We start from the raw sequence: 23,534 nt of genomic DNA, 5'->3' as shown, positions 1-23,534 counted from the left end.
ACAGCCAGCTATGCGTAACGCCAGGTCTGCTCTCTATTTAACTGATCAGCGGCCAAACCAAAATTGTTAAGTAGAGACAAAAAATGAGCGACCTCGCAGTCGCCCTTATCGTTATTATTACCCTTTCACACCGCCGGCGGTTAATCCTCCAACCAACCAACGCTGCGCAAGTAAGAATACGACGGTAATTGGTAGCGCAGACAACACTGCTGCTGCTGCAAAGTCGCCCCATAAGTAGTTCTGAGGGTACAAATACTGCTGCATACCAACCGCTAATGTGTAAGAGTTTACATCAGAAAGCAGGAGAGATGCTACCGGAACTTCACCTACAATCATAATGAATGACAGAATGAAGACGACCGCCAAGATAGGCACTGATAGGGGTAGTAGGACCAATCTGAATGCTTGCCAAGGCGTTGCACCATCTAGCGCAGCGGCTTCTTCTAGCGAACCATCGATGGTTTCGAAGTAACCTTTGATTGTCCATACATGCAGAGCGATACCGCCTAAGTACGAGAAGATCAGACCACCATGAGTATTTAATCCCAAGAACGGAATGTACTGACCCAACTTGTCAAACAGAGCATAAAGAGCAACCAGTGCCAATACGGCAGGGAACATTTGAAAAATCATCATCGCTTTTAAGATGGTGTTCTTACCCTTGAACTTCATCCGCGCAAACGCATAAGCAGAAGTCGTTGATAAACACACGATCATAATCGATGAGATGCCCGCAACTTTTATCGAGTTCCATAACCAAGTCAATACCGGAAATGGCGGTGGGGTTACGGTGCCATCAGCGCTGGTGATTGAGAAGCCGAGTGCCAATTTCCAGTGATCGAGAGACGGATTTTCCGGGATGATGCTCCCCGTGGCGAAGTTACCCTCACGAAACGAGATAGCGATAATCATCAGTAGTGGAAAGATAATCAGTGATAGGAACACCCACATAGCGACATGAGTCGCCCACACTCGGTATTTTAAAGAGTTACCTTGTACCATTGCCATTTTCGTTTCCTTAATCCTGAGCGACTTTCGTTACACGTAGGTTTAGTAGCGCGAGCGCACCTACAAGTAGGAAGATAAGTGTTGCGATTGCACTTGCGAGGCCGAAGTCTTGACCGCCCGCGCCTTCAAAGGCAATGCGATAGGTGTAGTTCACAAGCAAGTCGGTGTAGCCTGCTGGCTCTGAGGTTCCAATCATGTTTGGACCACCTTGAGTCAGCAACTGAATAAGAACAAAGTTGTTGAAGTTAAAAGCAAAGGCCGCAATTAATAACGGTGTTAACGGTTTAATCATCAACGGCAAGGTGATCTTGGTAAAGTTAGAGATAAAGTTCGAGCCGTCAATCGCTGATGCTTCATAAAGATCATCAGGAATCGCTTTTAATAGCCCCATACATAGAATCATCATATAAGGGAAACCCAGCCAAGTATTGACGATAAGAATCATGCTTTTCGCCAGAATAGGGTCAGAGAACCACGAAGGACTGATGCCAAACAGGCCTTCTAAAACCATATTCACTTCACCAAAGCTTTGGTTGAATAAACCTTTAAAGATCAGAATAGAGATGAACGCTGGTACGGCATAAGGAAGAATCAGTAACACACGATAGATAGCACGTCCTTGCAACGCTTCCCACTGCACTACGCTGGCCAGAATCAGGCCGATAAATACGGTCAGTGCCACACTCACCGCCGAAAAGATAATCGTCCAAATGAAGATACTGATAAACGGTTCTTTAATGCCGTCATCTTTCCATACACGCTCGAAGTTATCGCTACCAATGTTAACCACAAAACCCGGTGAGACAGTGTCACCGACAAACTGACCGCTATCATCCACCGGTTGGTAAAAGCCCGAATCAAGATTAGGACGTAGCAACTCTTGAGTACGATTGTTGTAGAGTGACTCACCGTCGTCTTGCAGGGTATACAATGGCACGACAGCGGCAAATTTACGTAGGCCACTCATACGAATGTCTTCGCCGTTTGGTAAATGCAAATCTAACTCAGACAACGTCGGGCGGTTTTGAACGATGGTCTTAATTGTCTCTTTGTGACCATCAATACCGTCAACGGGTGCAAGATCAAGGTCAGAGAGCGAAAGGGTCGCTAGATCAAAGGCGTCAGTAGCTAAAAGCTGATCGCCATCTTGAATCGCAATACGTTGACCTTGCTCGGTGTTATACAAAGTGAAAGGATAACTTTTGCCACTTTGAAAGGTTCGATCAAGCAACACAGTCTGTGCTCGTTCGTATGAGAGTTGGTTTTTTGCACTGTAGTTTGTAAAAGCAAGACCAATGGTGTATGCCAAAGGGAATAGGATGAACAAAATCATCCCCGCAATACCCGGGTAGATATAGCGATGGGCATAGGTCTTTTTACTACCAAAGATAAAAAGTGCCAAAGCAGTAAGAATGACGGTAAGAAGGGCAAAGGCCATCTCACCTCGTGAATACATTAGGATTGTCGCGTAACCGTTAAGAATACCGATAGAGCCGAGAAGCCCCCACTTAACTAAGACACTTTTACTTGAAGGCAAGCTCGTTGTGGGTGATGTCATAACATCTGTACCTTGAACTGACTGCATATGAGAACCTGCTAGCGATAATATAAAAAGAGAAATGAAGGAGGAGTTACCCCCTCCTTAAAAGGGTAATGAATTATTTAGTCATTTGTTTATCAGCGTCAGCAAGTGCTTCGTTTACTGATTGGCGGCCATCAACAATGTTGATGATTGCGTTCTTCGCGCTGCCCCAGAAAGCATTCATCTGAGGAATGTTTGGCATAATTTCGCCATTCATTGCGTTATCCATTGTTGCCGCTATACGTGTATCGGCATCAAGCTCACGCTGGAAAGAGTTTAGAGCAACGGCGCCAAGTGGTTTGTCATCGTTCACTTTACGCAGACCATCATTGGTCAGTAAGTAATTCTCTAGAAATTCAACCGCAAGATCTTTATTTGGTGACGCAGTGCTGATACCAGCAGTAAGAACACCAACGAATGGCTTAGAAGATTGGCCGTTAAATCTAGGCAGTGTCGTCACACCATAGTTAATACCAGACTTCTCGATGTTACCCCAAGCCCATGGACCATTGATGGTCATTGCGGTCTTACCTTGGTTGAATGAAGACTCAGAAACGGAGTAATCCATATCGGAAGAGATCACGCCTTTATCAACCAAACCTTTAACGAAGTTCATCGCATCTTTTACGCCTTCACCGGCAATACCCGCATCTTTGACATCGTAGCCTGCTGCGCCATATTTGAAGGCATAGCCACCGTCAGCCGCCATCAAAGGCCATGTGAAGTACGGTTCTTTTAGGTTCCACATGATCGCAGACTTACCATCGGCTTTAAGCTTGGCATCAATCGCCGCGACGTCTTCCCAGCTCTTAGGTGGATTTGGCACAAGATCTTTGTTGTAGATAAGTGATAGCGATTCAACCGCGATTGGATAACCAATAAGCTTGCCGTTGTACTTCACCGCATCCCAAGCAAAGTCAACGATACCCTCTTTTATTTCTTTCGATGGGTTGATTTCCGCTAGCAGGCCTGCTTCTGCGTAACCACCAAAGCGGTCGTGAGCCCAGAACACAATATCAGGACCATCACCAGTCGATGCTGTTTGTGGGAACTTGTCTTGAAGTGCATCAGGGTGAGCAACTGTCACTTTAATGCCTGTGTCTTCTTCAAATTGTTTACCTACTTCAGCGAGTCCATTGTAGCCTTTATCGCCATTAATCCAGATAGTAAGTTGACCTTCTTCGATAGCAGCGTTTGCACCAAATGAGCCAAGGGCAACGAGAGTGCCAAGTGCCACCGTGCTTAGGGCGTTTTTCATGTTGATATCCTTTTTATATTTGTGTTGTAGGGCGCAACCTGAGGTTTCGCCGTATTTCAACAGTGATTCTCAGCCAAACTGACAAAAGACTCATCCTCCTACTCCCTACGCCCTTGCTATTATGAACTATTTTCGTGATCCCCATCGTTATAGGATGGCGACCGGCATCACAAATTAATCGTTTAATGTGATCAAATGCACCATAGACACAGAGAAATATTTGAGCTAGATCGCCCTATGTAGTCTACTCCCTCAAATCGCTCCTCCCCTGCTACTACCCCTGCATTTTTTTTGCTTAGGAGGATGTCTTAGGCGGCGTATTTTTCCAAACTAGCTACATCCAAGAGTGGATGGTAAGAACCCTTTCCAGTAACACAACGTAATGGTGACTGGTTACAATGCCGCAGGGTTTGCTTAAAGTACTCAAGTCACGTAGGTATTCAGGTTACTGATTCATTCGGGGGAGAAGCTTGAGTACATGGGGGAAGCAAACTTAATTTGGCTTGATGGGTGGTGTGAGAAGCTCCATCACCCATATTTTCTTACCCTTTGGAAAATTAAATCCATTCCTTACCAAATTCCTACTGTTATTGCCTGCTCCATAATTCATATAATGATAGGCAGTAAATTATAAAAATTGATCGAGGGCGAGCTAAATGGCGAGTGTCACGTTAAAAAATGTATCTAAAGCTTACGGTGACGTACTGATTTCCAAGAACATTGATTTAGAGATCCAAGAGGGCGAATTCGTTGTATTCGTCGGTCCATCAGGCTGTGGTAAGTCGACACTACTGCGTTGTATTGCAGGCCTAGAAGACATCACATCCGGTGATCTTTATATCGGTAATGAGCGCATGAACGAAGTCGAGCCGTCAAAGCGTGGTGTCGGTATGGTGTTCCAGTCTTATGCGCTTTACCCGCACTTAAACCTTTACGATAACATGTCATTTGGTCTCAAACTGGCCAAAGCCAGTAAGGGTGAAATTAACCAGCGTGTTGAACAAGCAGCAGAAGTTCTGCAATTGAGCCACCTTCTAGAGCGCCAGCCAAAGGCACTATCTGGCGGTCAACGTCAACGTGTTGCTATCGGTCGTACTCTGGTCTCTCAGCCAGACGTATTCCTCCTCGACGAACCATTATCAAACCTTGATGCGGCGCTTCGTGTCCAGATGCGTTCAGAAATCACCAGACTTCAACGTAAACTGGGCTGCACTATGATCTACGTTACTCATGATCAGGTTGAAGCAATGACGATGGCAGACAAAATTGTGGTTTTAGATGCGGGGTTCGTTGCTCAGGTCGGCAAACCGCTCGAACTGTACCACTACCCACAAAATCGCTTCGTCGCAGGCTTTATCGGCTCACCAAAGATGAACTTTATGAGTGTGTTCATTGAAGCAGTAGAGAAAGAGCGCGTGATGGTACAAATAGCAAACGGGACCACATTCTGGATACCTGTCGATGGCACCACAGTTACACGCGGCGAGCGTATGTCACTAGGTGTTCGCCCCGAGCATCTATTGACTGCGAACGAAGGCGATGCAACCATCGAAGGTGACGTTAATATTGTTGAGAAACTTGGCAACGAAACACAAGTTTACTTGCATATTGATGCCGCTGACGCTGACATGATTTATCGTCAGCCAGACACTTTAGCGGTTGAACCAGGCGATAAACTTGCCGTTGGTATTCCGGCCCACCGCTGTCACTTGTTCCACAGCGACGGTAAAGCGTGTCGCCGCTTACACCAAGAAGCCGGTGTCGATTTCGAATAACCCACAAATGATGATAAAACAAAGCCCAGCATTGATGCTGGGCTTTGTTTAGTACGGTTATAGTGTTCGGCTAAGACACCCATAACCCGAGCGACCGAAGCTGAACCAGACACATTGACCCCTTCAGCCCATCATAATGGTGCTGAGAGTAGCGATATTCTGGACAGATTAACACCAAGAAATACAAGGGCGCTCAATAAGCGCCCATGTTGATCGTACCGTTAGCAATTATTCTGCCGCTGGTGAAGCTTGGTCATCAGACTTTACTTCATCAAACACTTGGGTTGGCTTTGCGACCAAACTGCGGTTTTCTTGGTTAACATCGGTCAGTACCACTTCAACCACATCGCCAAGGCGATAGATGACTTCTTTATCGATAGAGATCGTACCATTATCGCTATTGCACTCGAGACGATCTTTGTTTGCAAGAATCAACGAGCCCGGAACAAAGGCTGCAGCGCCATTTTCCACTAGACGGATTCGCATACCTGCGCGGTTAATATCAAAGATCTCACCGCTAAACTTAGTTTGTTTGCGCGGCTCGTCAGCCAATGTACGAGCGTAAAGCCAATCACCAACATTACGTTCCGCCATTTTATGATGCTTACGGTGCAACGCGAGCTCTTCACCCACGCTGTCATCTGCCGTTTGCACTGGAGCTTTGCCCAAAATATGTGCCTTAAGCATACGATGATTGATCATATCGCCATATTTGCGGATCGGTGATGTCCACGTCGCGTAAATATCAAGCCCCATCGCATAATGAGGTAATGGTTGATTACCAATTTCACTGTAGCTTTGGAACTTACGAATACGGTTATCAAGGTAACTGGTTTCTTGTTGGCTCAACCAACGGCGCAGCTCGGCAAATCCTTCAAGTGTTGCAACCGAATCAGCAGTAAATGGCAACTCACCTTCTGGATTGATGAAACTGATCACCTCTGCGATTTTCTCAGGTTTGAAACCGGCATGCGTGTTGAAAACGCCTGAGTTAAAAGCGCTGCGCAAAATACGACCAGCACAGATGTTGGCGGTAATCATCGCCTCTTCGACCAAACGGTTGGCACTGCGACGAGTCTCCGCATGAATCGCCACTACGTCATTATCTTCGCTCAATTCAAAGCGGTAATCGGGACGATCGGGGAACACCACGGCATGCGTTTCACGCCAGTTCGCTCGTGCCAACGAGAAGTCATACAAATCACGGAGGATTTGTGCAATTTCTTCACTCGGCTGCCACTGTGGTGACTCGCCATGCTCGAGCCAATCTGAAACATGATCATAAGCAAGGCGAGCATGCGATTTAACGTTCGCTGCAAAGAATCGAATGTCGTCGCCAATCACGCCTTGTTTATCTATGGTGACCGTACAGCAAAGCGCCGGACGCACCTGATCTTGCATTAGTGAACACAACTCATCGGCGAGGTCACGGGGCAACATTGGAATATTGCGCCCCGGCAGATAAATGGTAAAGCCACGTTCACGCGCAACATTGTCCATTTCGCTACCAGGAGTGATATAAGCGGTTGGATCCGCAATCGCAACTGTCAGTTCAAAATCACCTGACTGCGTTTTTTTCACATATAGCGCGTCATCCATATCCTTGGTTGACTCACCATCAATGGTAACAAAAGGAATATCAGTCAGGTCAATACGTTGCAGATCAGGGTCATCGATAATCTGCCAATTTTCAATCCCAGCAGGTTCACTATTAGGTAAGTCGTTCTGCGCTAACGTCACCCACCAAGGCGCAATTTTGTCGTCAGCGTCCGTAATCTTTTGTGAAATTTCGACAAAGAAGCCATCGTCGCCTTTCAGCGGGTGACGAATAAGATGTGCAACAACCCAGTCTCCCTCTTTAAGATCATCACTCTTGATGCCTTTGCGCGTTTTTGCTTTTAGCGACAACTTTTTCAACTGCGGATGATCAGGCGAGACATTGAGCTTACCTTTCAACAGCTTCACGCGACCGATAAAACGATTTAGGCCTTGCTCCAACAATGTTTCTGGTTCAGCAATTTCTCGCTCATTTTCAGTGCGGATAATCGCTTGGACTTTATCGCCATGTATACATTTTTTCATGTACGGAGGAGGAATAAAGAAGCTTTTTTTATTGTCCACTTCGAGAAAACCAAAGCCTTTCTCTGTCGCTTTGATCGTGCCTTCTTTTTTAGGGAGCGTTTCTTGAATTTGCTGCTTAAGTTGAGCCAGTAGAGGGTTATCTTGAAACATCTGTCTTGTTTTATCCGAGTCAGTATCTAACCAAAAAATTTCGCACACTATATCATCGCGACTATGGGCTCGCTAGCGCGCAAGTATCACAATCTGGTGATTGGTGCGCAATTCAATCACTTAACAACCCAATTAACATGCTTATTATTTAAGCACACAGAACGATTTGGTGACGAAAATGTGAACAAAACAGCTCAATTCAAAGAAGAACTGTGATGAATTTCAATTTTTTCTGGCTTTTTTTATGTATTTAAGGAATAATCCGCACCCTTAATTACGTCCCTAGTGGCTTGATGCGATTTACGACTTTTCCGCATCTGAACGGAATCAGCTCTTAACTGGATTGGTATTGGAATTGGTAGAGCTCGTGGGACCTTTTGTTGACATAGATATAGTAGGATCCCAATGACAGATTCTGTAATTCAGTTTAGCGATTTAGCGCTTAACGATACCCTCCTTTCCGCTCTTAACGATATGGGCTTTGTTTCACCAACACCAATTCAAGCGGCCGCAATTCCGCACCTATTGGCTGGTAAAGATGCACTAGGTAAAGCACAAACAGGTACAGGTAAAACTGCTGCCTTCTCTCTTCCGCTATTAAACAAAATCGACTTTAATCAGCGTAAGCCACAAGCTATCGTTCTTGCTCCGACTCGTGAGTTGGCGATTCAAGTTGCGGCAGAAATTAAGAACCTTGGCCGAAACATTTCAGGACTTAAGGTTCTTGAGATTTACGGTGGCGCATCGATCGTTGATCAAATGCGTGCACTAAAAAACGGTGCGCAAATTATTGTTGGTACCCCTGGCCGTGTTCAAGACCTTATTAACCGTGACCGCCTGCATCTCGATGAAGTAAATACTTTCGTTCTAGATGAAGCAGACGAAATGCTTAATATGGGTTTCGTTGATGACGTAACCGCTATCATGGAACATTCTCCAGCTTCTGCCCAGCGCGTTTTATTCTCTGCGACTATGCCTCCAATGCTGAAAAAGATTGTTGAGCGCTTTTTGCGTGACCCTGAAACTGTCGACGTGGCGGGTAAAAACCACACGGTAGATAAAGTTATACAACAATTTTGGGTTGTAAAAGGCGTAGAAAAAGACGAAGCAATGTCACGTCTGCTAGAAACTGAAGAGACTGACGCGTCAATCGTATTCGTACGTACTCGCCAAGATACCGAGCGCCTAGCTGATTGGCTATCTGCACGAGGCTTTAAAGCATCAGCACTACACGGTGACATTCCACAATCACTGCGTGAGCGCACTGTTGATCACATCAAACAAGGTGTTATCGACATCTTAGTCGCGACTGACGTTGTTGCTCGTGGTCTTGATGTTGCACGTATTACACACGTATTTAACTACGATATTCCATTCGATGTTGAGTCTTACATCCACCGTATCGGCCGTACTGGTCGTGCAGGACGTAAAGGTAAAGCGATCCTTTTGGTTCGTCCCAACCAACTACGTATGCTTCGTACTATCGAACGTGTAACTAAGTCATCAATGGAAGAGATTCAGCTTCCACACCGTGACAAAGTGGCAGAGTCACGCTTAGCTAAACTTGGCGCTGAGCTAGAAACTGAAAAAGAACACAAAGCATTAGAGAAGTTCTCTACGCTGGTTGAAAAACTGCAAGAGTCTCTAGAGCTAGACGCAGCGACACTCGCCGCGATTCTACTTAAACGTCAGCAAGGTAAGCGCCCACTATTCTATGTTGGCGAAGACCCAATGATTGAAGCTATTGAGCGTGATAAGCTACGTCGCAAAGACCGTCGCGAAACAGGTCGTGATGGCCGTGAAGGTGGTCGTAGTACCAACAACCAAGACTGGGATACTTACCAGTTGCAAGTTGGTCGCGAGCAAGGCGTTCAAGTTAAAGATATCGTTGGCGCACTAGCGAATGAGCTTGGTCTCACAAAAGGTTCTATCGGTGCAATTAAACTTGCTCAAGGTGAAACCTACGTTCAGCTACCAAAAGCAATGTCTTCTGAAACTGCAGGTAAATTGCGCAAGCTACGTATTCGTCAAAAACAAGTTGACGCTGTTGTCTGTGACTTTGATGATTTCCGCGAGCCTCGTGGCCGTCGTGAAAGTGGTTTCCGCAGTGGTGGTCGTAGTGAAGGTGGTTACCGCGGTAAACGTGAAGGTGGCGCTGGTCGCGATGGTGAACGTCGTTTCGATCGTAACCGCGGCGGTGACAAACGTGGCAACTTCCGTGGCGAACGTGGTCATGGTCGTCGCACTACTGAAGCTTAAGCCTCACAGCTACACAAAAAAAGGATACGCAGTGCGTATCCTTTTTTATACTGGGGAAAATTTATTCGTTTTTAGCAAAGATGTACTTATCCATTAAGGTTACCATTCGGCCGATCTCTGGCTTGGTAATCGTATCGTTAGCACCCAACGCTAAGGCTTTAGTCCGGTTATCTTCACTCATCAATGATGAAAACATGACGATAGGTATTACCGAATAAACTTCACTTTCACGCAGACGTTTCACTAAGTGCATACCATCCATCCGTGGCATCTCAACGTCCGTAACCACACCGTCAATAAACTCACTGATTGGCATATTCTCTTTTTTTGCCACTTCAATAAGGCTCATCAATTTGTCATATGCTTCACCGCCATCTTTACACGCAATAACGTTGTAGCCTGCTGAAGTTAACGTTTCTTGGATCATGGAACGAATGAAGGCAGAGTCATCAACCACCATAACGGTCTTCGCGTTACGTTTAGTGATCATACGTTGATTCAGGTCTACCGATTTATCGACGGTCACATCGTATTTTTCCATACTCAATTCTGGGTTGATATCGGCAATGATCTTCTCGAAATCAAGAATCATGATCAGGTTGCCATCTTTACGAACAACAGCGACAACACAATCTTGCTCACCCGCTTCTAGAAATTGACTTGGCGACTCAACATCATTCCACGAAATACGGTGAATACGGCTAATGCTATCAATAAGAAAACCATTAGTCATATTGTTAAAATCAGTCACGATCACAAACTTACGTTTTAAATCATTGTTGGTCGGGACATCAAGCCAACCCGCTAAGTCAACTAAGGGCGTTAAGACATCTCGCGAAGAAAAAACCCCCACCATATGTGGCTGCGCATTCGGATAATCTGTCGTTTCAGGAACCTGGATAACTTCACGTACCTTGGCGACATTTATTCCGTAATAACAGGTTTTTTTGCTTCCATCAGCAAGCTCTTTCACTAGGTGAAACTCAATGATTTCTAGCTCATTGGTACCACTCTCCGTCAATATCGTACTATTTGATCCGCTCATAATTCTTCTTTCTTAGTTTGATCACAACATATTATCGTCAATAGTCGCTGATACTTTTGTTCTTTTTAACCGTAAAGCAAAAGATTGTAAATCGAATAGACCGTGTTACTTCAAACTTCTGCTTTTCTTCAATCAAATTACCCGCAAACTACTCAATTGCTTGCCAATGGTAAGGCATATTCAATCCCCATCGTTGGAATTCTTTACGCGAATAGATCGCTTGCCCTTGATTATCTGTCACGATAGGAATAATCGGTTCGTGCCCGGTTTGAATGATCTCATTAACGAGATTAGCGGCGTGTACACCCTGACTGCGCCCAAATAAAACCACACCACCAGCCGCTTTATTCTCTCCCACTGCAAAATCCCAGAAAGCGAAAATAGGTAACGGTGAATGACGGTTCGTCCATGAGATCACCTCTGTATCAACCACATGATTACCCTCTTCATCGACGAGTGTTTGATACAAACCGACAATAATGACACTGAAACCTGCTTGTTTAGCATTAAGGACGGTCTGCTGCCATTGTGGCATCGTTTGTATCACTTCAATTTCAACGTCAATCCCCAGAGTGTTTTTAATTAAACTGTACTGTTTTTCAATATAGTCTTTGGCAATCCTCGACGTCACGCCAGAATCAAACAAAATTCGAACCGAAAACGACTCATTAGCAAATAGGCGGCGAAGTTCAATCAGAGATTTGACAAACGATGGTCGCTCTAATACTCCCGTCACCTTCGCTTGACCGCGATATTGCATCAGTAACGCTCTCGGGTTGGCATTAACCCCGAGGAAAACGATAGAAATAGGTTGTTGATATAACTTAGGCAACAGGTAATTGAATGCGTTGTCATCGCCTAGAATCACAATCTCTGGCTGATACTGTTGGTAGACCGCAAAAGCTTTCTCAGCTTGAGCTTGGTGTTTTTCTACAGGAAGCCGTTTGGTGTCCATTTGATAGGTCATGAGCTCCACGCCTGGTTCAAGGGTTTCGGTTAGCCCTTCAACATAGCTAGCGTCCCATGGATACTCTGAGTGGTAGCTTTCTACTAACAGTACTTTTGTCGCCCAAACAGGTGACGCAGCAAATAACAGCCAAATCCAAATCAAGACCCAACGCATCATACCACTCCCACGAAAGTATGAATTGAGTGTAGTTGACTTAGCGCAACTCTCCAACTCTGAGCACACTCAATATTTATTTAATGACTATACTGATAAAAACGAGGTAATTTATGAATCGTAGCAAAAGTATTGAATATAGCCATGAGAGCCCATTCTATAGCCGAATAGGACGGCGCATTATCTTAATCATGGTTTTGCTCAGTGGCGCCATCACCGTCTTTACTACTCTACTGCAACTTTCTTGGGAATATACTCATGAATTCGATGCCGTCGAGCAACGACAACTAGAAATACGTGATATTCACGCCCCACTACTCGCGACCTCACTGTGGAGCTTCGATCTTTCATCTTTGAAACAAGAACTTAACGGCTTAGTCAACTTACCTAAACTTGATTATTTACGTGTCAACAGCGGTGACTACCAATTGGAAGCTGGTATACCAAATGCTAAGCATCCGATTACGCAGCAATTTACCCTACTCTATCGCCACCCTAACTCTTCTCTTGTTGAATCAGTTGGAACCATTTTTATTCAAACCGACGCTACAGAGATTTACGATTACCTTATCAGACAAGCAATATACACTCTGTTATTAAATGCAGCCAAGACACTGCTTGTCTGTTATCTTGTGCTTATGGTGTTTCACAAGAGCGTCAATCAACGCGTTTTTGCCATCGCTCAATACCTCAGAAAATACAATCCTCGTCATCCTAAAGAACCTTTAACTCTTGAGCATCATGCCTGGATAACAGAGAAACAGGACGAACTTGACTGGCTTGGCAATGAGACCAACAAAATCACACAAAATGTCACACTGCTTTATAACAGCATTCAGCAAGAACGAGAGAGGTTCCATGAGTTTGCCCACATCTCTTCCGATTGGTTATGGGAAACCAATGCGTTAGGTGAGTTAGTTTACTGTTCCGAAAGCATGCAGGAAGCGCTGGAAATTCAGCCCGACACCAAGCCGCAACTGAGCTTGATCCCTGCCTTGGCAGATTGTGAAACGTTACAGCACTATTTGACGCGCCAGGGTGACTTTAGTCGATGTGAAGTGCATTTGACGCTGAACAGCATCACGCACTACCTCTTATTTCAAGCCAAGGCCCGTTTTGACGACAGCCATTTCATCGGTTTTCGCGGTACCGCGCTCAATATTACTGAGCTCAAGCTTACCCAAATCGAGTTAGAGCAATTCAATCAATCACTCGAACATACGGTTGCCATACGGACATTGGATCTAAAACAGAGCATGCAGCAATTGCAACGTACTCAAGAACAACTGATCGAGTCTGAAAAGCTCGCCGCCCTCGGAGGCCTTGTCGCAGGCGTTGCTCATGAGGTCAACACCCCTCTCGGTATTGCGGTGACCGCCACCTCAGTGATTCAAGAGACCGTCAACCAAGCGAAACATGCTTTTGCCACACAAACGCTGACCAGTGAGCAATTTGAATCGTTAATGGCAACGCTGGGTGAAAGCCATTCGATGTTAGAGCATAACCTCAATCGCGCCGCAAAACTGGTGCGCGACTTTAAGCAAACCGCGGTTGATCAAGTATCTGAAAGTCGAAGCAATTTTAACGTCTATCAAGTTCTCGACGCACTGTTGGCGAGCCTTCACCCAGAGACACGCAAAGTGCCCGTCACACCGCGTATTGAAGGTGACAGGTCAATAACCATGAGTAGCTTGTCGGGCGTACTAACTCAGGTGATTTCGAACCTAATCATGAACAGCATTAATCATGCGTTTGAACACCAAAACGAACCCCAGATTGTGATTGAATTAAGACAGCAAGATGAAGACATTATCGTCGAATACCGTGACAATGGCGCTGGCGTTGACGCATCACTCCATCAAAAGATTTTTGAACCTTTTTATACCAGTAAGCGAGGCATGGGCGGGTCAGGATTAGGATTGAATTTGGTGTTCAATTTGGTACATAAAAAACTCAAAGGGCAGTTGCACTTTGATTCACAGCCAGGTAACGGGGTTCACTTTATCTTCACTTTACCGCGCACCCTGCCAACTGACTTAGACAATGAGTAAGTAATCGTTGGCTGCTTATATAGTGCCGCTTTCCGTGTTCAAACGCTTGACGGTCGAGCGCTCAACTAAGGTCGGTTCTAATTGAACAATCTGCGCTTCACACTGCGCATCCGCAAGTTTTTTTAACACCGCTTCAACTGCCGCTTTACCGAGGCGATACTTGGGCTGGTGAATGGTGGTGAGTGAGGGAGTCATAAATTTGGCAATATGAATATCATCATAACCAATAATCGAAAGCTGTTGCGGGATAGCAACCCCTTTTTCATTGGCTGCGTTGATAACACCTAGTGCCATCATGTCGTTGCAAACGAAGATGGCACTGGGTAACGGTCCATTTTGATGCATTTTATTGAACGCTTCGTAGCCACCTTCACATTCAAAATCAGATTCAATGATCCAATCTGAATTGAAGTTGAGTCCGACCTCATTTAATGCGCGTTTGTAACCCTCGTAGCGCATTTGAGCCTGATGCTTGACTAACGGCCCAGTAATACAACCAATATCTGTGTGACCGTTATCAATCAGGTGTTTGGCGGCCAAATAACCACCACGCAATGAGTTATCTTGAATTTTGTCACTGGTAAACAACATTGGTCCCCAATCCATCACCACCACAGGGATGTCAGGGTATTGTTCAAATACGTCGATACGTTCGCCTTCAAGCGAGGAACACATCAAAATCAGTCCATCGACCCGCTTTTGCAGCAAGGTGTTGATTGACTCACGCATCCGAAGGTTATCACCTTCGGTATTGCACAGAATAAGATTGTAACCTTGCTGATAACAACTTCGTTCAACCCCTTTAACCACTTCGCCAAAAAACGGGTTGGTTGAGGTGGTCACCAACATACCAATCGTTTTGGTACGATTCATTTTTAAGCTACGCGCCAACGCTGAGGGACGATAGTTTAACTCCTGAGCCGCTTGGTTTACTCGCTGAGAAATCTCTTCACTGACAAAACGAGATTTATTGATCACATGGCTCACCGTAGAGGTCGAGACTTGCGCCAATCTCGCAATATCTTTCATTGTCGCCATGTGACTTACTCCGCATATGTGCTGTCAGTTAACGGTACTCAGCTAAAAACGCATCGACTTCTTGACGTGATGGAATTGAGGTTTGAGCCCCAAAACGCGTCACCGAAATAGCTGCGGCAGCATGAGCAAACTTAATCGCTGATTCTAAAGGCAAATCCTCAAGTAAACCAGTGACCAATGCCCCATTAAATGTATCGCCCGCTGCGGTGGTATCTGTCACATCGACCTTAAAACCTTCAATCAATTGACCACGACCGTTCTGGCTAAGCCACACTCCTTTTGCGCCAAGCGTAATCATCACGATTTCAATGCCTTTTTGATGCAGTGCATTCGCCGCTTGTTGCGCACTGTCATTATCACTGACCGTGATCCCCGTTAGTACTTCGGCTTCGGTTTCATTGGGTGTAATCACATCGACGCAAGCGAGAAGTGCATCAGACAACGTGTGCGCGGGTGCTGGGTTTAGAATCACGTTGGTACGCGCTTGCTTTGCCACTTGCGCAGCCTTTTCAATGCCACACATCGGCGTTTCAAGCTGCATCAACAAGTATTTGGCTTGGCGAATCGACTCTAAGTCAGGCTCAAGAGTCTCAACCGTCAGCTTGGCGTTCGCTTCTGCTGAAATGCAAATGCTGTTTTCACCGCTATCTGATACCTGGATCATCGCAATCCCTGTTGGGCAATTGGGCGCCATTTTTACACCCGCGATATTGATGTTATCCATTTTGAAATTTTCACGAATGTTGATGCCAAACGCGTCATCACCCACACAGGCAATAAAACCGGTATCGGCGTTTAATCGCGCCGCCGCAACCGCTTGATTGGCACCTTTACCACCGGGAATAACTTGATAGTTACGACCATGTAACGTCTCGCCTGGGCGAGGGAAAGAAGGTACTTGCAGAACATGGTCAGCGTTAACACTACCTAAAACCACTAACTTATTCATAAGGTTGTCCTCGGCTCGATTGAGCCCAATAGATGTGAACAGGAGAAATAGTAATGTGCTCTGTGATAAAACACATGACTATTGGCCCTCCTTACCGAAAGCACAAATTAAAACGGCAAGGAGGACAAATTATGGCTTACTCAGTAATCACTTTAAGAGGTACGGGGATGTACTCTTCTACTGCCATGCCTTTAAGCACTTGGTCAGCCGTTTCAATGCCTAGCGCACCAATCAGGTCTGGTTGCTGAGCAATGGTCGCTGATAATTTGCCACGTTTAACGGCTGCAATACCGTCGTCGGTACCATCAAAGCCAACAATCATCACATCTTTGCCCGACGCTTGTACTGCGCGCAGTGCGCCCAATGCCATCTCATCGTTTTGTGCGAAGACGGCTTGAACCTCTGGGTTGGCCGCCAGTAGGTTTTCCATCACGTTAAGACCTTTGGTACGGTCAAAGTCAGCCGGTTGGCTGGCTAGCACATCCATCTCGCTGCCTTTAACCGCGTTCATGAAACCTTCACCACGCTCACGTGCCGCTGAGGTTCCTGCGATACCTTCTAATTGAATGACTTTCGCTTTCATGCCGACTTTTTCAACAATGTAGTTACCCGCCATTTCACCACCAACTACGTTGTCAGAGGCGATATGACTGACAACGTCTCCACGACTAGCACCACGATCTAAAGTCAGTACAGGGATGTTTGAGCGGTTTGCCATACGAATGGCATTAGACACAGCGTCAGAATCTGTTGGGTTAATCAAAATGGCTTTCACACCACGAACTGTCAGATCTTCGATGTTCGAAAGTTCTTTGCTCGGGTCATTTTGTGAATCAAGTACAATAAGTTCATAACCAAGTTCTTTCGCTTTCGCCTCTGCGCCATCTTTCATTGTGACAAAAAATGGGTTGTTTAGCGTTGACAGTACGATAGCCATCGTATCTTGCGCTTGCGCCGAAACAGAAACGGTTGAAGAAAGTAGTGCCGCGGAGATAAGAGTTGCGAGTTTTTTCATTTTCTCAGTCCTTGTGTAGGGTGGGTCAAGCAACCTCACTTGACCCGTTTTAGTTTTGTTATGTTTTACTTGTTTTTGTTGTCTACCAATACCGCCAGTAAGATAACCACTGCTTTTGCGATCATTTGGAAGTAGGAGGAAACATCGAGCAGGTTGAGGGCGTTGTTGAGGAAACCAATAATCAGTGCACCGATCAACGTCCCCATAATACGGCCTTTACCCCCCATCAAACTGGTACCGCCAAGTACAACCGCAGCGATAGCATCCAGTTCATAGCCCATACCAGCCGTTGGTTGCGCTGAAGACAGACGTGAAGTCACAATGATGCCCGCAAGTGCCGCTAGTAAACCACAGATTGCGTAGACGCCAATTTTGACACGATCCACATTGATGCCCGACAGACGCGTTGCCGATTCGTTACCGCCTAACGCATAGACGTAACGGCCAAAACGGGTGTGATTGAGTAAATACCAAACCGCAGCAAACACAATCACCATCATCCAGACAGGAACGGGAATACCTAACGCATAACCAGTACCGAACCAAGCAAACGCGTCAGCCGTGTCAGTAAAGCCTGTTGAAATAGGTCGACCATCAGTGTAGACCATAGTCACACCGCGTAGCAGGGTCATGGTCACTAACGTAGCAATGAAAGCTTGCACTTTGCCTTTGGCAATGATGATGCCGCTGATGGCACCAAGAGCAGCACCGGCAATCAGCGCGGTCGGCACCGCTATCAACACGGGTACTTCAAGCCCGATCAAACTCGCGGCAAAAGCGCCACACAATGCCAGCACCGAGCCGACACTTAAATCAATACCGGCGGTTAAAATGACCAATGTCATCCCCACCGCAATGATCGCGTTGACCGATGTCTGACGCAAAATGTTGAGGATGTTATCGAGCGTAAAAAAGTTGGGGTTCAAAAATGAGACAACAGCAATTAACAAAAGTAACGCAATCAACGACTTTTGCTCAATTAGCCACTCTTTACTAAGCCGCTTTTTGTTGTGGGTTGGACTTGATTTGCTCATGGTATCGATACTCATGCTGCTTCCTCGTTAATTTTTTTTCCTACGGCACAAGCAAGAAGTGTTTCTTGATCCGCGTCTTTGGCGTCAAATACACCACTGATTCGACCTTCATGCATCACCATGATGCGGTCACTCATACCTAGCACTTCAGGCATTTCCGATGAAACCAGAATAATGCTCATGCCATCGGCTTTAAATTTATTGATCAGTTGATAGATTTCTTTCTTCGCTCCAACATCAACACCGCGCGTTGGCTCATCTAGAATCAACACTTTGGGTTTAGTCATCAAACCTTTCGCGATCGCAACTTTTTGTTGGTTCCCCCCCGACAAGTTACCGATGATCTGCTCACGAGTTGGCGTTTTGATATTGAACAGCTTAATGAAGTCTTCAACCGCGATCGCTTCTTGATCATGCTGAATTCGGCCACCCTTGGTCAGCTTGTCTAAAGCGCATAGCGACATGTTGTCTTTAACCGACAAGCCAAGCACCAGACCTTCACCTTTGCGGTCTTCCGAAATATAGGCGATGCCGTTGGCTAATCCATCTTGAGGAGAGATAGGGTTAATGGTTTTATTGTCGAGGTTAATCACACCCCGCTCACTTGGCAGTGCGCCGTAAATCACTTTCATCAGTTCAGTACGTCCTGCGCCCATCAAGCCTGACACACCCAAGATCTCACCACGTTTGAGAGTGAAACTCACATCATGAACACCCGACCCAGTCAGGCCAACCACTTCAAGACACGTATCGCCATGGCGCACATCAATGCGGGGGTACTGCTCATCAAGTTTACGCCCCACCATCATCTCAATCAGGCCATCTTCGTCCGTGTCACTGACAAGGCATTGACCAATGAACTTGCCATCGCGCAGCACAGTGATGTCATCACAAATTTGGAATATTTCTTTTAATCGGTGCGAGATGTAAACAATGCCACACCCCTGTGCGCGCAACTCGTGAATAACGTTAAACAAAGACTCTGTTTCAGTGTCTGTCAGTGCGTCCGTAGGCTCATCCATGATGATCACTTTTGACTTGAACGACAGCGCTTTGGCAATTTCGACCATCTGCTGTTCGCCCAAGCTCAAGTCACCTAACAGGGTTTTTGAGCTGTGTTTCACGTTCAACCTAGCGAGCAACTTATCGGCTTCTGCGTACATTTTTTGCCACTGAATCCCACCAAACGCATTGGTGAATTCACGGCCTAAGAAAATGTTCTCGGCTATGGTCAACTCGGGAATTAGGTTCAGTTCCTGATGAATAATACTGATGCCCGCTTGCTGCGAGTCACGCGGCCCTTTAAACGCTGCAGGTTCACTTAGATAGTGGATCGATCCTGCATCTAGAGTATAAATGCCCGTCAACACTTTCATTAAGGTCGACTTACCTGCACCATTTTCGCCCATCAGCGCCATGACACGGCCTGGGTAAACATTCAGGCTCGCTTTATCTAGCGCCTTAACACCGGGAAAAGCTTTCTCAATCTCACTTAGTTGTAATATGGCTTGAGTCATAATGCTTCCTTCCTGTTGCTTCGTTTAGAAAACAACGCCAGCTTGAAATATAACGTTCGCATACGGCGTGCATTCACCGGTGCGTACAATGGCTCGGCTTTGCGCACTGCGATGTTTAAATTCGTCGTGAGAAACGTAATGAATCGCGATCTCTTTACCGATTGACTCACTCTCTAGTGCAAGTTCTCGAATCAGTGCATCGTGATGAGTCGGGCTGACCGTTTTAAACTCTTGCGCGATGATCACTCCCTCTATCTGTGACTCAGACAGAATCACTCTTACCGTTTCAAGAAATGAAGGCACCCCATGAGTTAATGCTAAGTCAATGCGCTGAACCTGTTCAGGGATCGGTAAACCTGCATCACAGATCGTGATTTCATCGGTGTGACCCAGAGTGGCCACCAAATAGGACAGCTCTGAATGTAGTAGGGTGTGTTTTTTCATCTCATCGACCTTAAAAAATAGACGTTTGTTTAACCATGAGCGCTTCAAAAAGTACTTTTTATTGGTAGGAAACAACTCATCGAAACGTTTCGATGAAATAATAATGGCTGACTGCAAATATGCGAGCGGTCAATAACAAGAATGTGAAATGGATCTTTTTACACTGATAAACTCTCTTTTACTCAGTGATCCCTATCACCAAGTGACAAATTCATCAGCAAGTAAAATAGCCATTTTTACCCCCGCCAAACAGACTTTTTATCAAATATTGGTATAGTTGAACCAAACCACTTTAGGAATACGACAATGATGAAAACGCTATGGTCACTTAGCGCACTTGTGCTACTCAGCGCATGTCAAGATGAGATCGGTACACAAGCTTGGTGCGATAAAATGGCAGATACCACCAAGAGTGAATGGAGTGCTCAGGGAGCAATGGACTACGCTAAACATTGTGTTTTATTAGATGCGGTTGGTAGTGAGCCGTGGTGCAATAGTTTGGCAGACAAACCTAAAGGCGACTGGAGCAGTAACGAAGCAACCAGCTACGCCAAACACTGCATTTTTTAAATCACCAAAATACAGGCCTGAACAATTCTCAAGCCCTAAACGATTAAGCAAAAGACATTGGGTGCTCTTATCGACTCTAAGGCAAAAATTTTAGGTCACAAAACCCAATTTTTTTGATATCTCGACAAAATAATTAAGCTTAGCAGCCACAAGTTAAACGGTGGAATCGATCCACCGCTATCACCTGATGATGGACTTACAGACACGTTAGCTATCGCATCATTATTAACCAATACTCTCACGCCATTATTGGTTGTAACGTAAGCTTTAGGAACCTCAAGACCGTTAATTACTCGAGTGATCCAACCTCGATAGTCATAAACGTCGGTAAAGACTGAAGTAACATTAATATCTTTATTGCCACATATGGAAGGACCAAAGCTAGTGATTCCAATTTGAATATATTGGCTACCGTGTAACCAGTAGACAGGCCCACCAGAGTCTCCACTACAGGTCGAATTTTTATAGTTGCCATCAAGAGCACCATCAAAACAGAGCTGGCTAGAGGTAATCTTGCTGCCAAATACCGCCTGGCATGTAGCTGTACTTACGTAATTTAAATCGGTTTCAAGCAAGCGTGACCCACTCGGTACATTCCCCTCAATGTATCCATGACCAATGGTTTTATAGGTACCCATCGAAGAAAATGCATTATTGATGGTTGAGTTCAGTAACGCTGAGTAATCCGAGATCATAAGCGGTGTTTCTAATTTAATGATCGCAATGTCATTCGGCCACAGCTCGATTTCAGAATCTTGATAATTGTCAGGGTAGTAAAAGGCTTGTGCCCTCGATTGTTGGTTAGACAGAAAATAGCTTTTATCTTCTAACTGCGGTGCGACCACGGTATATAGCATTAAGTTATTGTCATCGTATATACAGTGGGCAGCAGTCAAAACATATTGATCATTGATCATCGTGGCACCACAGTAAGGCGAAGTACTGTACATACCGCCATTTCGATAGAATAGGCTAGCAAAAGATGGGTAATTACTGATCGACGCATCAGAACCATTCACAATGAAGGGCGACACTTCAACAGACAAAGTTCTAAACGAGATGAGCAATATGCAACCTAATAAGGTCAATCGAATCATATGTATGCCTCAAAAATAACTCACTGTAATCCTAGTTCACGAAACGTATCTGATCCATTCATTACCTTGCTGACCATGCTGACAATTTATCACCGCTCCAGCTTTAACTCTCGATTTTCGCTTTAATCAAACGATAAAAAGCCTCTAAGAAAGAGGCTAGGGTTAATAAACAGGTAATAATTTAACCACGATAATAACGCTGTGGGACAAATGGCATTTTCTCAACCGTCATCGGTAGCTTTTTACCACGTACATCAGCAAAAACCTCGGTACCAATGGCGGCTAAATCGGCGCGAACATACGCCATGGACACGGGTTTGCCCGCATTTGGACCTGCAGTACCACTGGTGACAACACCAATTTTGTTATCTTGTGCGTCAAACAGCTCAGCACCTTCACGCACTGGTGCTTTGGTTTGACCAACGAGGCCAACACGCTTACGTGATACATCCTTAGTTTCAATTTGGTTAAGAATGATATCAGCGCCAGGGAAGCCACCTTCGCGCTCACCACCAATACGGCGTACTTTTTGAATACCCCATAGTAGACTCGCCTCGACAGGCGTGGTGGTTGTGTCTAAGTCATGACCATAAAGGCACAAGCCACACTCCAGACGCAATGAGTCGCGCGCCCCCAAACCAATCCACTCGACTTCTTGTTCTGCCGTGAGTTGTTGCGCTAGCGGTTCAGCGTGTGTGTTCGGCACTGAAATTTCATAACCATCTTCACCCGTGTAACCGCTGCGGCTGATAATACACTCCACACCCAGTAGCTCGAGCTTTCTAACATCCATAAACACCATGTCTGCGACATCAGCATTAAAACGCTTGAGCACGTCCACCGCTTTCGGTCCTTGCAGAGCAAGCAGGGCGCGATCATCAATGATCTCAAGTTCAACACCTGCTGGAAGGTGTGCTTCTAGGTGCTGGATATCTTGGTCTTTACAAGCGGCGTTCACAACCACAAACAGATGGTCACCTAAGTTGGCCACCATAAGGTCATCCATAATGCCGCCTTGCTCATTGGTAAAGAAGGCATAACGCTGATTTCCATTTGACAGATCGATAATGTCGACAGGAACTAGAGACTCAAGAAACGCGGCCGCGCCCACACCGTGTAGACGTAACTGCCCCATATGTGACACATCAAATAGGCCAGCGGCATCACGAGTATGCAAGTGCTCTTTCTTGACACCCAACTTATATTGAACAGGCATATCGTAGCCTGCGAAAGGAACCATCTTCGCACCGGCTTCAATGTGCAATGCATGCAAAGGGGTTTTAAGTAGTTCTTGAGTCATTGTTGTCTCCGTTTAATCAGGTTCGTTTTCCATGCAAGGAAACCTTGTTTCCAATAATAAACACGAGTGGAGATAATTTGCACGATCAACGCGTTGAGAAGTATGCAAAATGTGATGCTTAACATCATATTCACATTCATCACAGACAAAAATAAGCGCCGCCTTGGCTTCAATTCAACCAAGACGGCGCTATTTTACTGATTTAAGTTACAAAAGCAAACGGTTGCTTCCACTATC

18 protein-coding genes are annotated in these 23,534 nt (G+C 45.6%); 4 read left to right on the top strand and 14 right to left on the bottom strand.

Annotated elements, in window-relative coordinates:
* Positions 1–117: 117 nt before the first annotated feature.
* The 3 genes from malG to malE form a co-directional block, all read right to left on the bottom strand.
* A complete protein-coding gene (gene malG, locus CDZ87_RS01250) occupies positions 118–1,008 on the bottom strand; it encodes a maltose ABC transporter permease MalG (RefSeq protein WP_100751805.1) in 891 nt (296 codons plus the stop codon).
* A 10-nt stretch (positions 1,009–1,018) separates the two neighbouring features.
* Positions 1,019–2,593, bottom strand: a complete 1,575-nt coding sequence (gene malF, locus CDZ87_RS01245; RefSeq protein ID WP_100751804.1) for a maltose ABC transporter permease MalF — start codon at positions 2,591–2,593, stop codon at positions 1,019–1,021.
* Positions 2,594–2,666: 73 nt separating this feature from the next.
* A complete protein-coding gene (gene malE, locus CDZ87_RS01240) occupies positions 2,667–3,848 on the bottom strand; it encodes a maltose/maltodextrin ABC transporter substrate-binding protein MalE (RefSeq protein ID WP_100751803.1) in 1,182 nt (393 codons plus the stop codon).
* Positions 3,849–4,504: 656 nt separating this feature from the next.
* On the opposite strand from malE, the gene malK reads away from it, so the two are divergent.
* Complete coding sequence (gene malK, locus CDZ87_RS01235; RefSeq protein WP_100751802.1) at positions 4,505–5,623, top strand: maltose/maltodextrin ABC transporter ATP-binding protein MalK; 1,119 nt, start codon at positions 4,505–4,507, stop codon at positions 5,621–5,623.
* A 228-nt stretch (positions 5,624–5,851) separates the two neighbouring features.
* On the opposite strand, the gene rnb is transcribed toward malK, so the two are convergent.
* Complete coding sequence (rnb, locus tag CDZ87_RS01230; RefSeq protein WP_100751801.1) at positions 5,852–7,855, bottom strand: exoribonuclease II; 2,004 nt, start codon at positions 7,853–7,855, stop codon at positions 5,852–5,854.
* Between the two features lie 405 nt (positions 7,856–8,260).
* On the opposite strand from rnb, the gene CDZ87_RS01225 reads away from it, so the two are divergent.
* Complete coding sequence (locus CDZ87_RS01225) at positions 8,261–10,114, top strand: DEAD/DEAH box helicase (protein WP_100751800.1); 1,854 nt, start codon at positions 8,261–8,263, stop codon at positions 10,112–10,114.
* 61 nt (positions 10,115–10,175) lie between these two features.
* Here the strand turns inward: CDZ87_RS01225 and CDZ87_RS01220 are convergent, their stop codons facing one another.
* Both CDZ87_RS01220 and CDZ87_RS01215 read right to left on the bottom strand, forming a co-directional pair.
* The gene (locus CDZ87_RS01220) at positions 10,176–11,159 is read right to left on the bottom strand and encodes a chemotaxis protein CheV (protein ID WP_100751799.1); all 984 of its coding nucleotides are present in this window, start codon (positions 11,157–11,159) and stop codon (positions 10,176–10,178) included.
* Between the two features lie 148 nt (positions 11,160–11,307).
* Entirely contained in the window at positions 11,308–12,282 is a 975-nt protein-coding gene (locus CDZ87_RS01215) for an ABC transporter substrate-binding protein (protein ID WP_100751798.1), read from the bottom strand.
* A gap of 113 nt (positions 12,283–12,395) precedes the next feature.
* Here CDZ87_RS01215 and CDZ87_RS01210 point away from each other — a divergent pair, with 113 nt between their 5' ends.
* Positions 12,396–14,333: a PAS domain-containing sensor histidine kinase gene (locus CDZ87_RS01210; RefSeq protein ID WP_100751797.1), complete on the top strand. Its 1,938-nt coding sequence runs from the start codon at positions 12,396–12,398 to the stop codon at positions 14,331–14,333.
* A gap of 15 nt (positions 14,334–14,348) precedes the next feature.
* On the opposite strand, the gene CDZ87_RS01205 is transcribed toward CDZ87_RS01210, so the two are convergent.
* From CDZ87_RS01205 to rbsD, 6 genes are all read right to left on the bottom strand, one after another.
* Entirely contained in the window at positions 14,349–15,371 is a 1,023-nt protein-coding gene (locus CDZ87_RS01205) for a substrate-binding domain-containing protein (protein WP_100751796.1), read from the bottom strand.
* Between the two features lie 28 nt (positions 15,372–15,399).
* Positions 15,400–16,320 carry a ribokinase gene (gene rbsK, locus CDZ87_RS01200; RefSeq protein WP_100751795.1) on the bottom strand — a complete coding sequence of 307 codons (921 nt, stop codon included), beginning with the start codon at positions 16,318–16,320 and terminating at the stop codon, positions 15,400–15,402.
* Between the two features lie 136 nt (positions 16,321–16,456).
* Positions 16,457–17,335, bottom strand: a complete 879-nt coding sequence (rbsB, locus tag CDZ87_RS01195; protein WP_100751794.1) for a ribose ABC transporter substrate-binding protein RbsB — start codon at positions 17,333–17,335, stop codon at positions 16,457–16,459.
* Between the two features lie 65 nt (positions 17,336–17,400).
* The gene (gene rbsC / locus CDZ87_RS01190) at positions 17,401–18,384 is read right to left on the bottom strand and encodes a ribose ABC transporter permease (RefSeq protein WP_100751793.1); all 984 of its coding nucleotides are present in this window, start codon (positions 18,382–18,384) and stop codon (positions 17,401–17,403) included.
* Positions 18,381–19,886 carry a ribose ABC transporter ATP-binding protein RbsA gene (gene rbsA / locus CDZ87_RS01185; protein ID WP_038173217.1) on the bottom strand — a complete coding sequence of 502 codons (1,506 nt, stop codon included), beginning with the start codon at positions 19,884–19,886 and terminating at the stop codon, positions 18,381–18,383. Before rbsA ends, rbsC begins: the two co-directional genes overlap by 4 nt.
* Before the next feature lie 24 nt (positions 19,887–19,910).
* Positions 19,911–20,330, bottom strand: a complete 420-nt coding sequence (gene rbsD / locus CDZ87_RS01180) for a D-ribose pyranase (protein ID WP_100751856.1) — start codon at positions 20,328–20,330, stop codon at positions 19,911–19,913.
* Between the two features lie 306 nt (positions 20,331–20,636).
* On the opposite strand from rbsD, the gene CDZ87_RS01175 reads away from it, so the two are divergent.
* The gene (locus CDZ87_RS01175) at positions 20,637–20,900 is read left to right on the top strand and encodes a DUF3012 domain-containing protein (RefSeq protein WP_100751792.1); all 264 of its coding nucleotides are present in this window, start codon (positions 20,637–20,639) and stop codon (positions 20,898–20,900) included.
* A gap of 95 nt (positions 20,901–20,995) precedes the next feature.
* Here CDZ87_RS01175 and CDZ87_RS01170 read toward each other — a convergent pair whose 3' ends face one another.
* Complete coding sequence (locus tag CDZ87_RS01170; RefSeq protein WP_100751791.1) at positions 20,996–21,997, bottom strand: S1 family peptidase; 1,002 nt, start codon at positions 21,995–21,997, stop codon at positions 20,996–20,998.
* 181 nt (positions 21,998–22,178) lie between these two features.
* Complete coding sequence (gene gcvT / locus CDZ87_RS01165; protein WP_100751790.1) at positions 22,179–23,297, bottom strand: glycine cleavage system aminomethyltransferase GcvT; 1,119 nt, start codon at positions 23,295–23,297, stop codon at positions 22,179–22,181.
* Positions 23,298–23,534 lie beyond the last annotated feature (237 nt).

The organism is Vibrio salilacus, from assembly GCF_002811245.1.
Classification (GTDB): Bacteria; Pseudomonadota; Gammaproteobacteria; order Enterobacterales; family Vibrionaceae; genus Vibrio; species Vibrio salilacus.
Note: the sequence above shows the minus strand (reverse complement) of the source record. Positions and strands in the feature narration are given on the sequence as shown.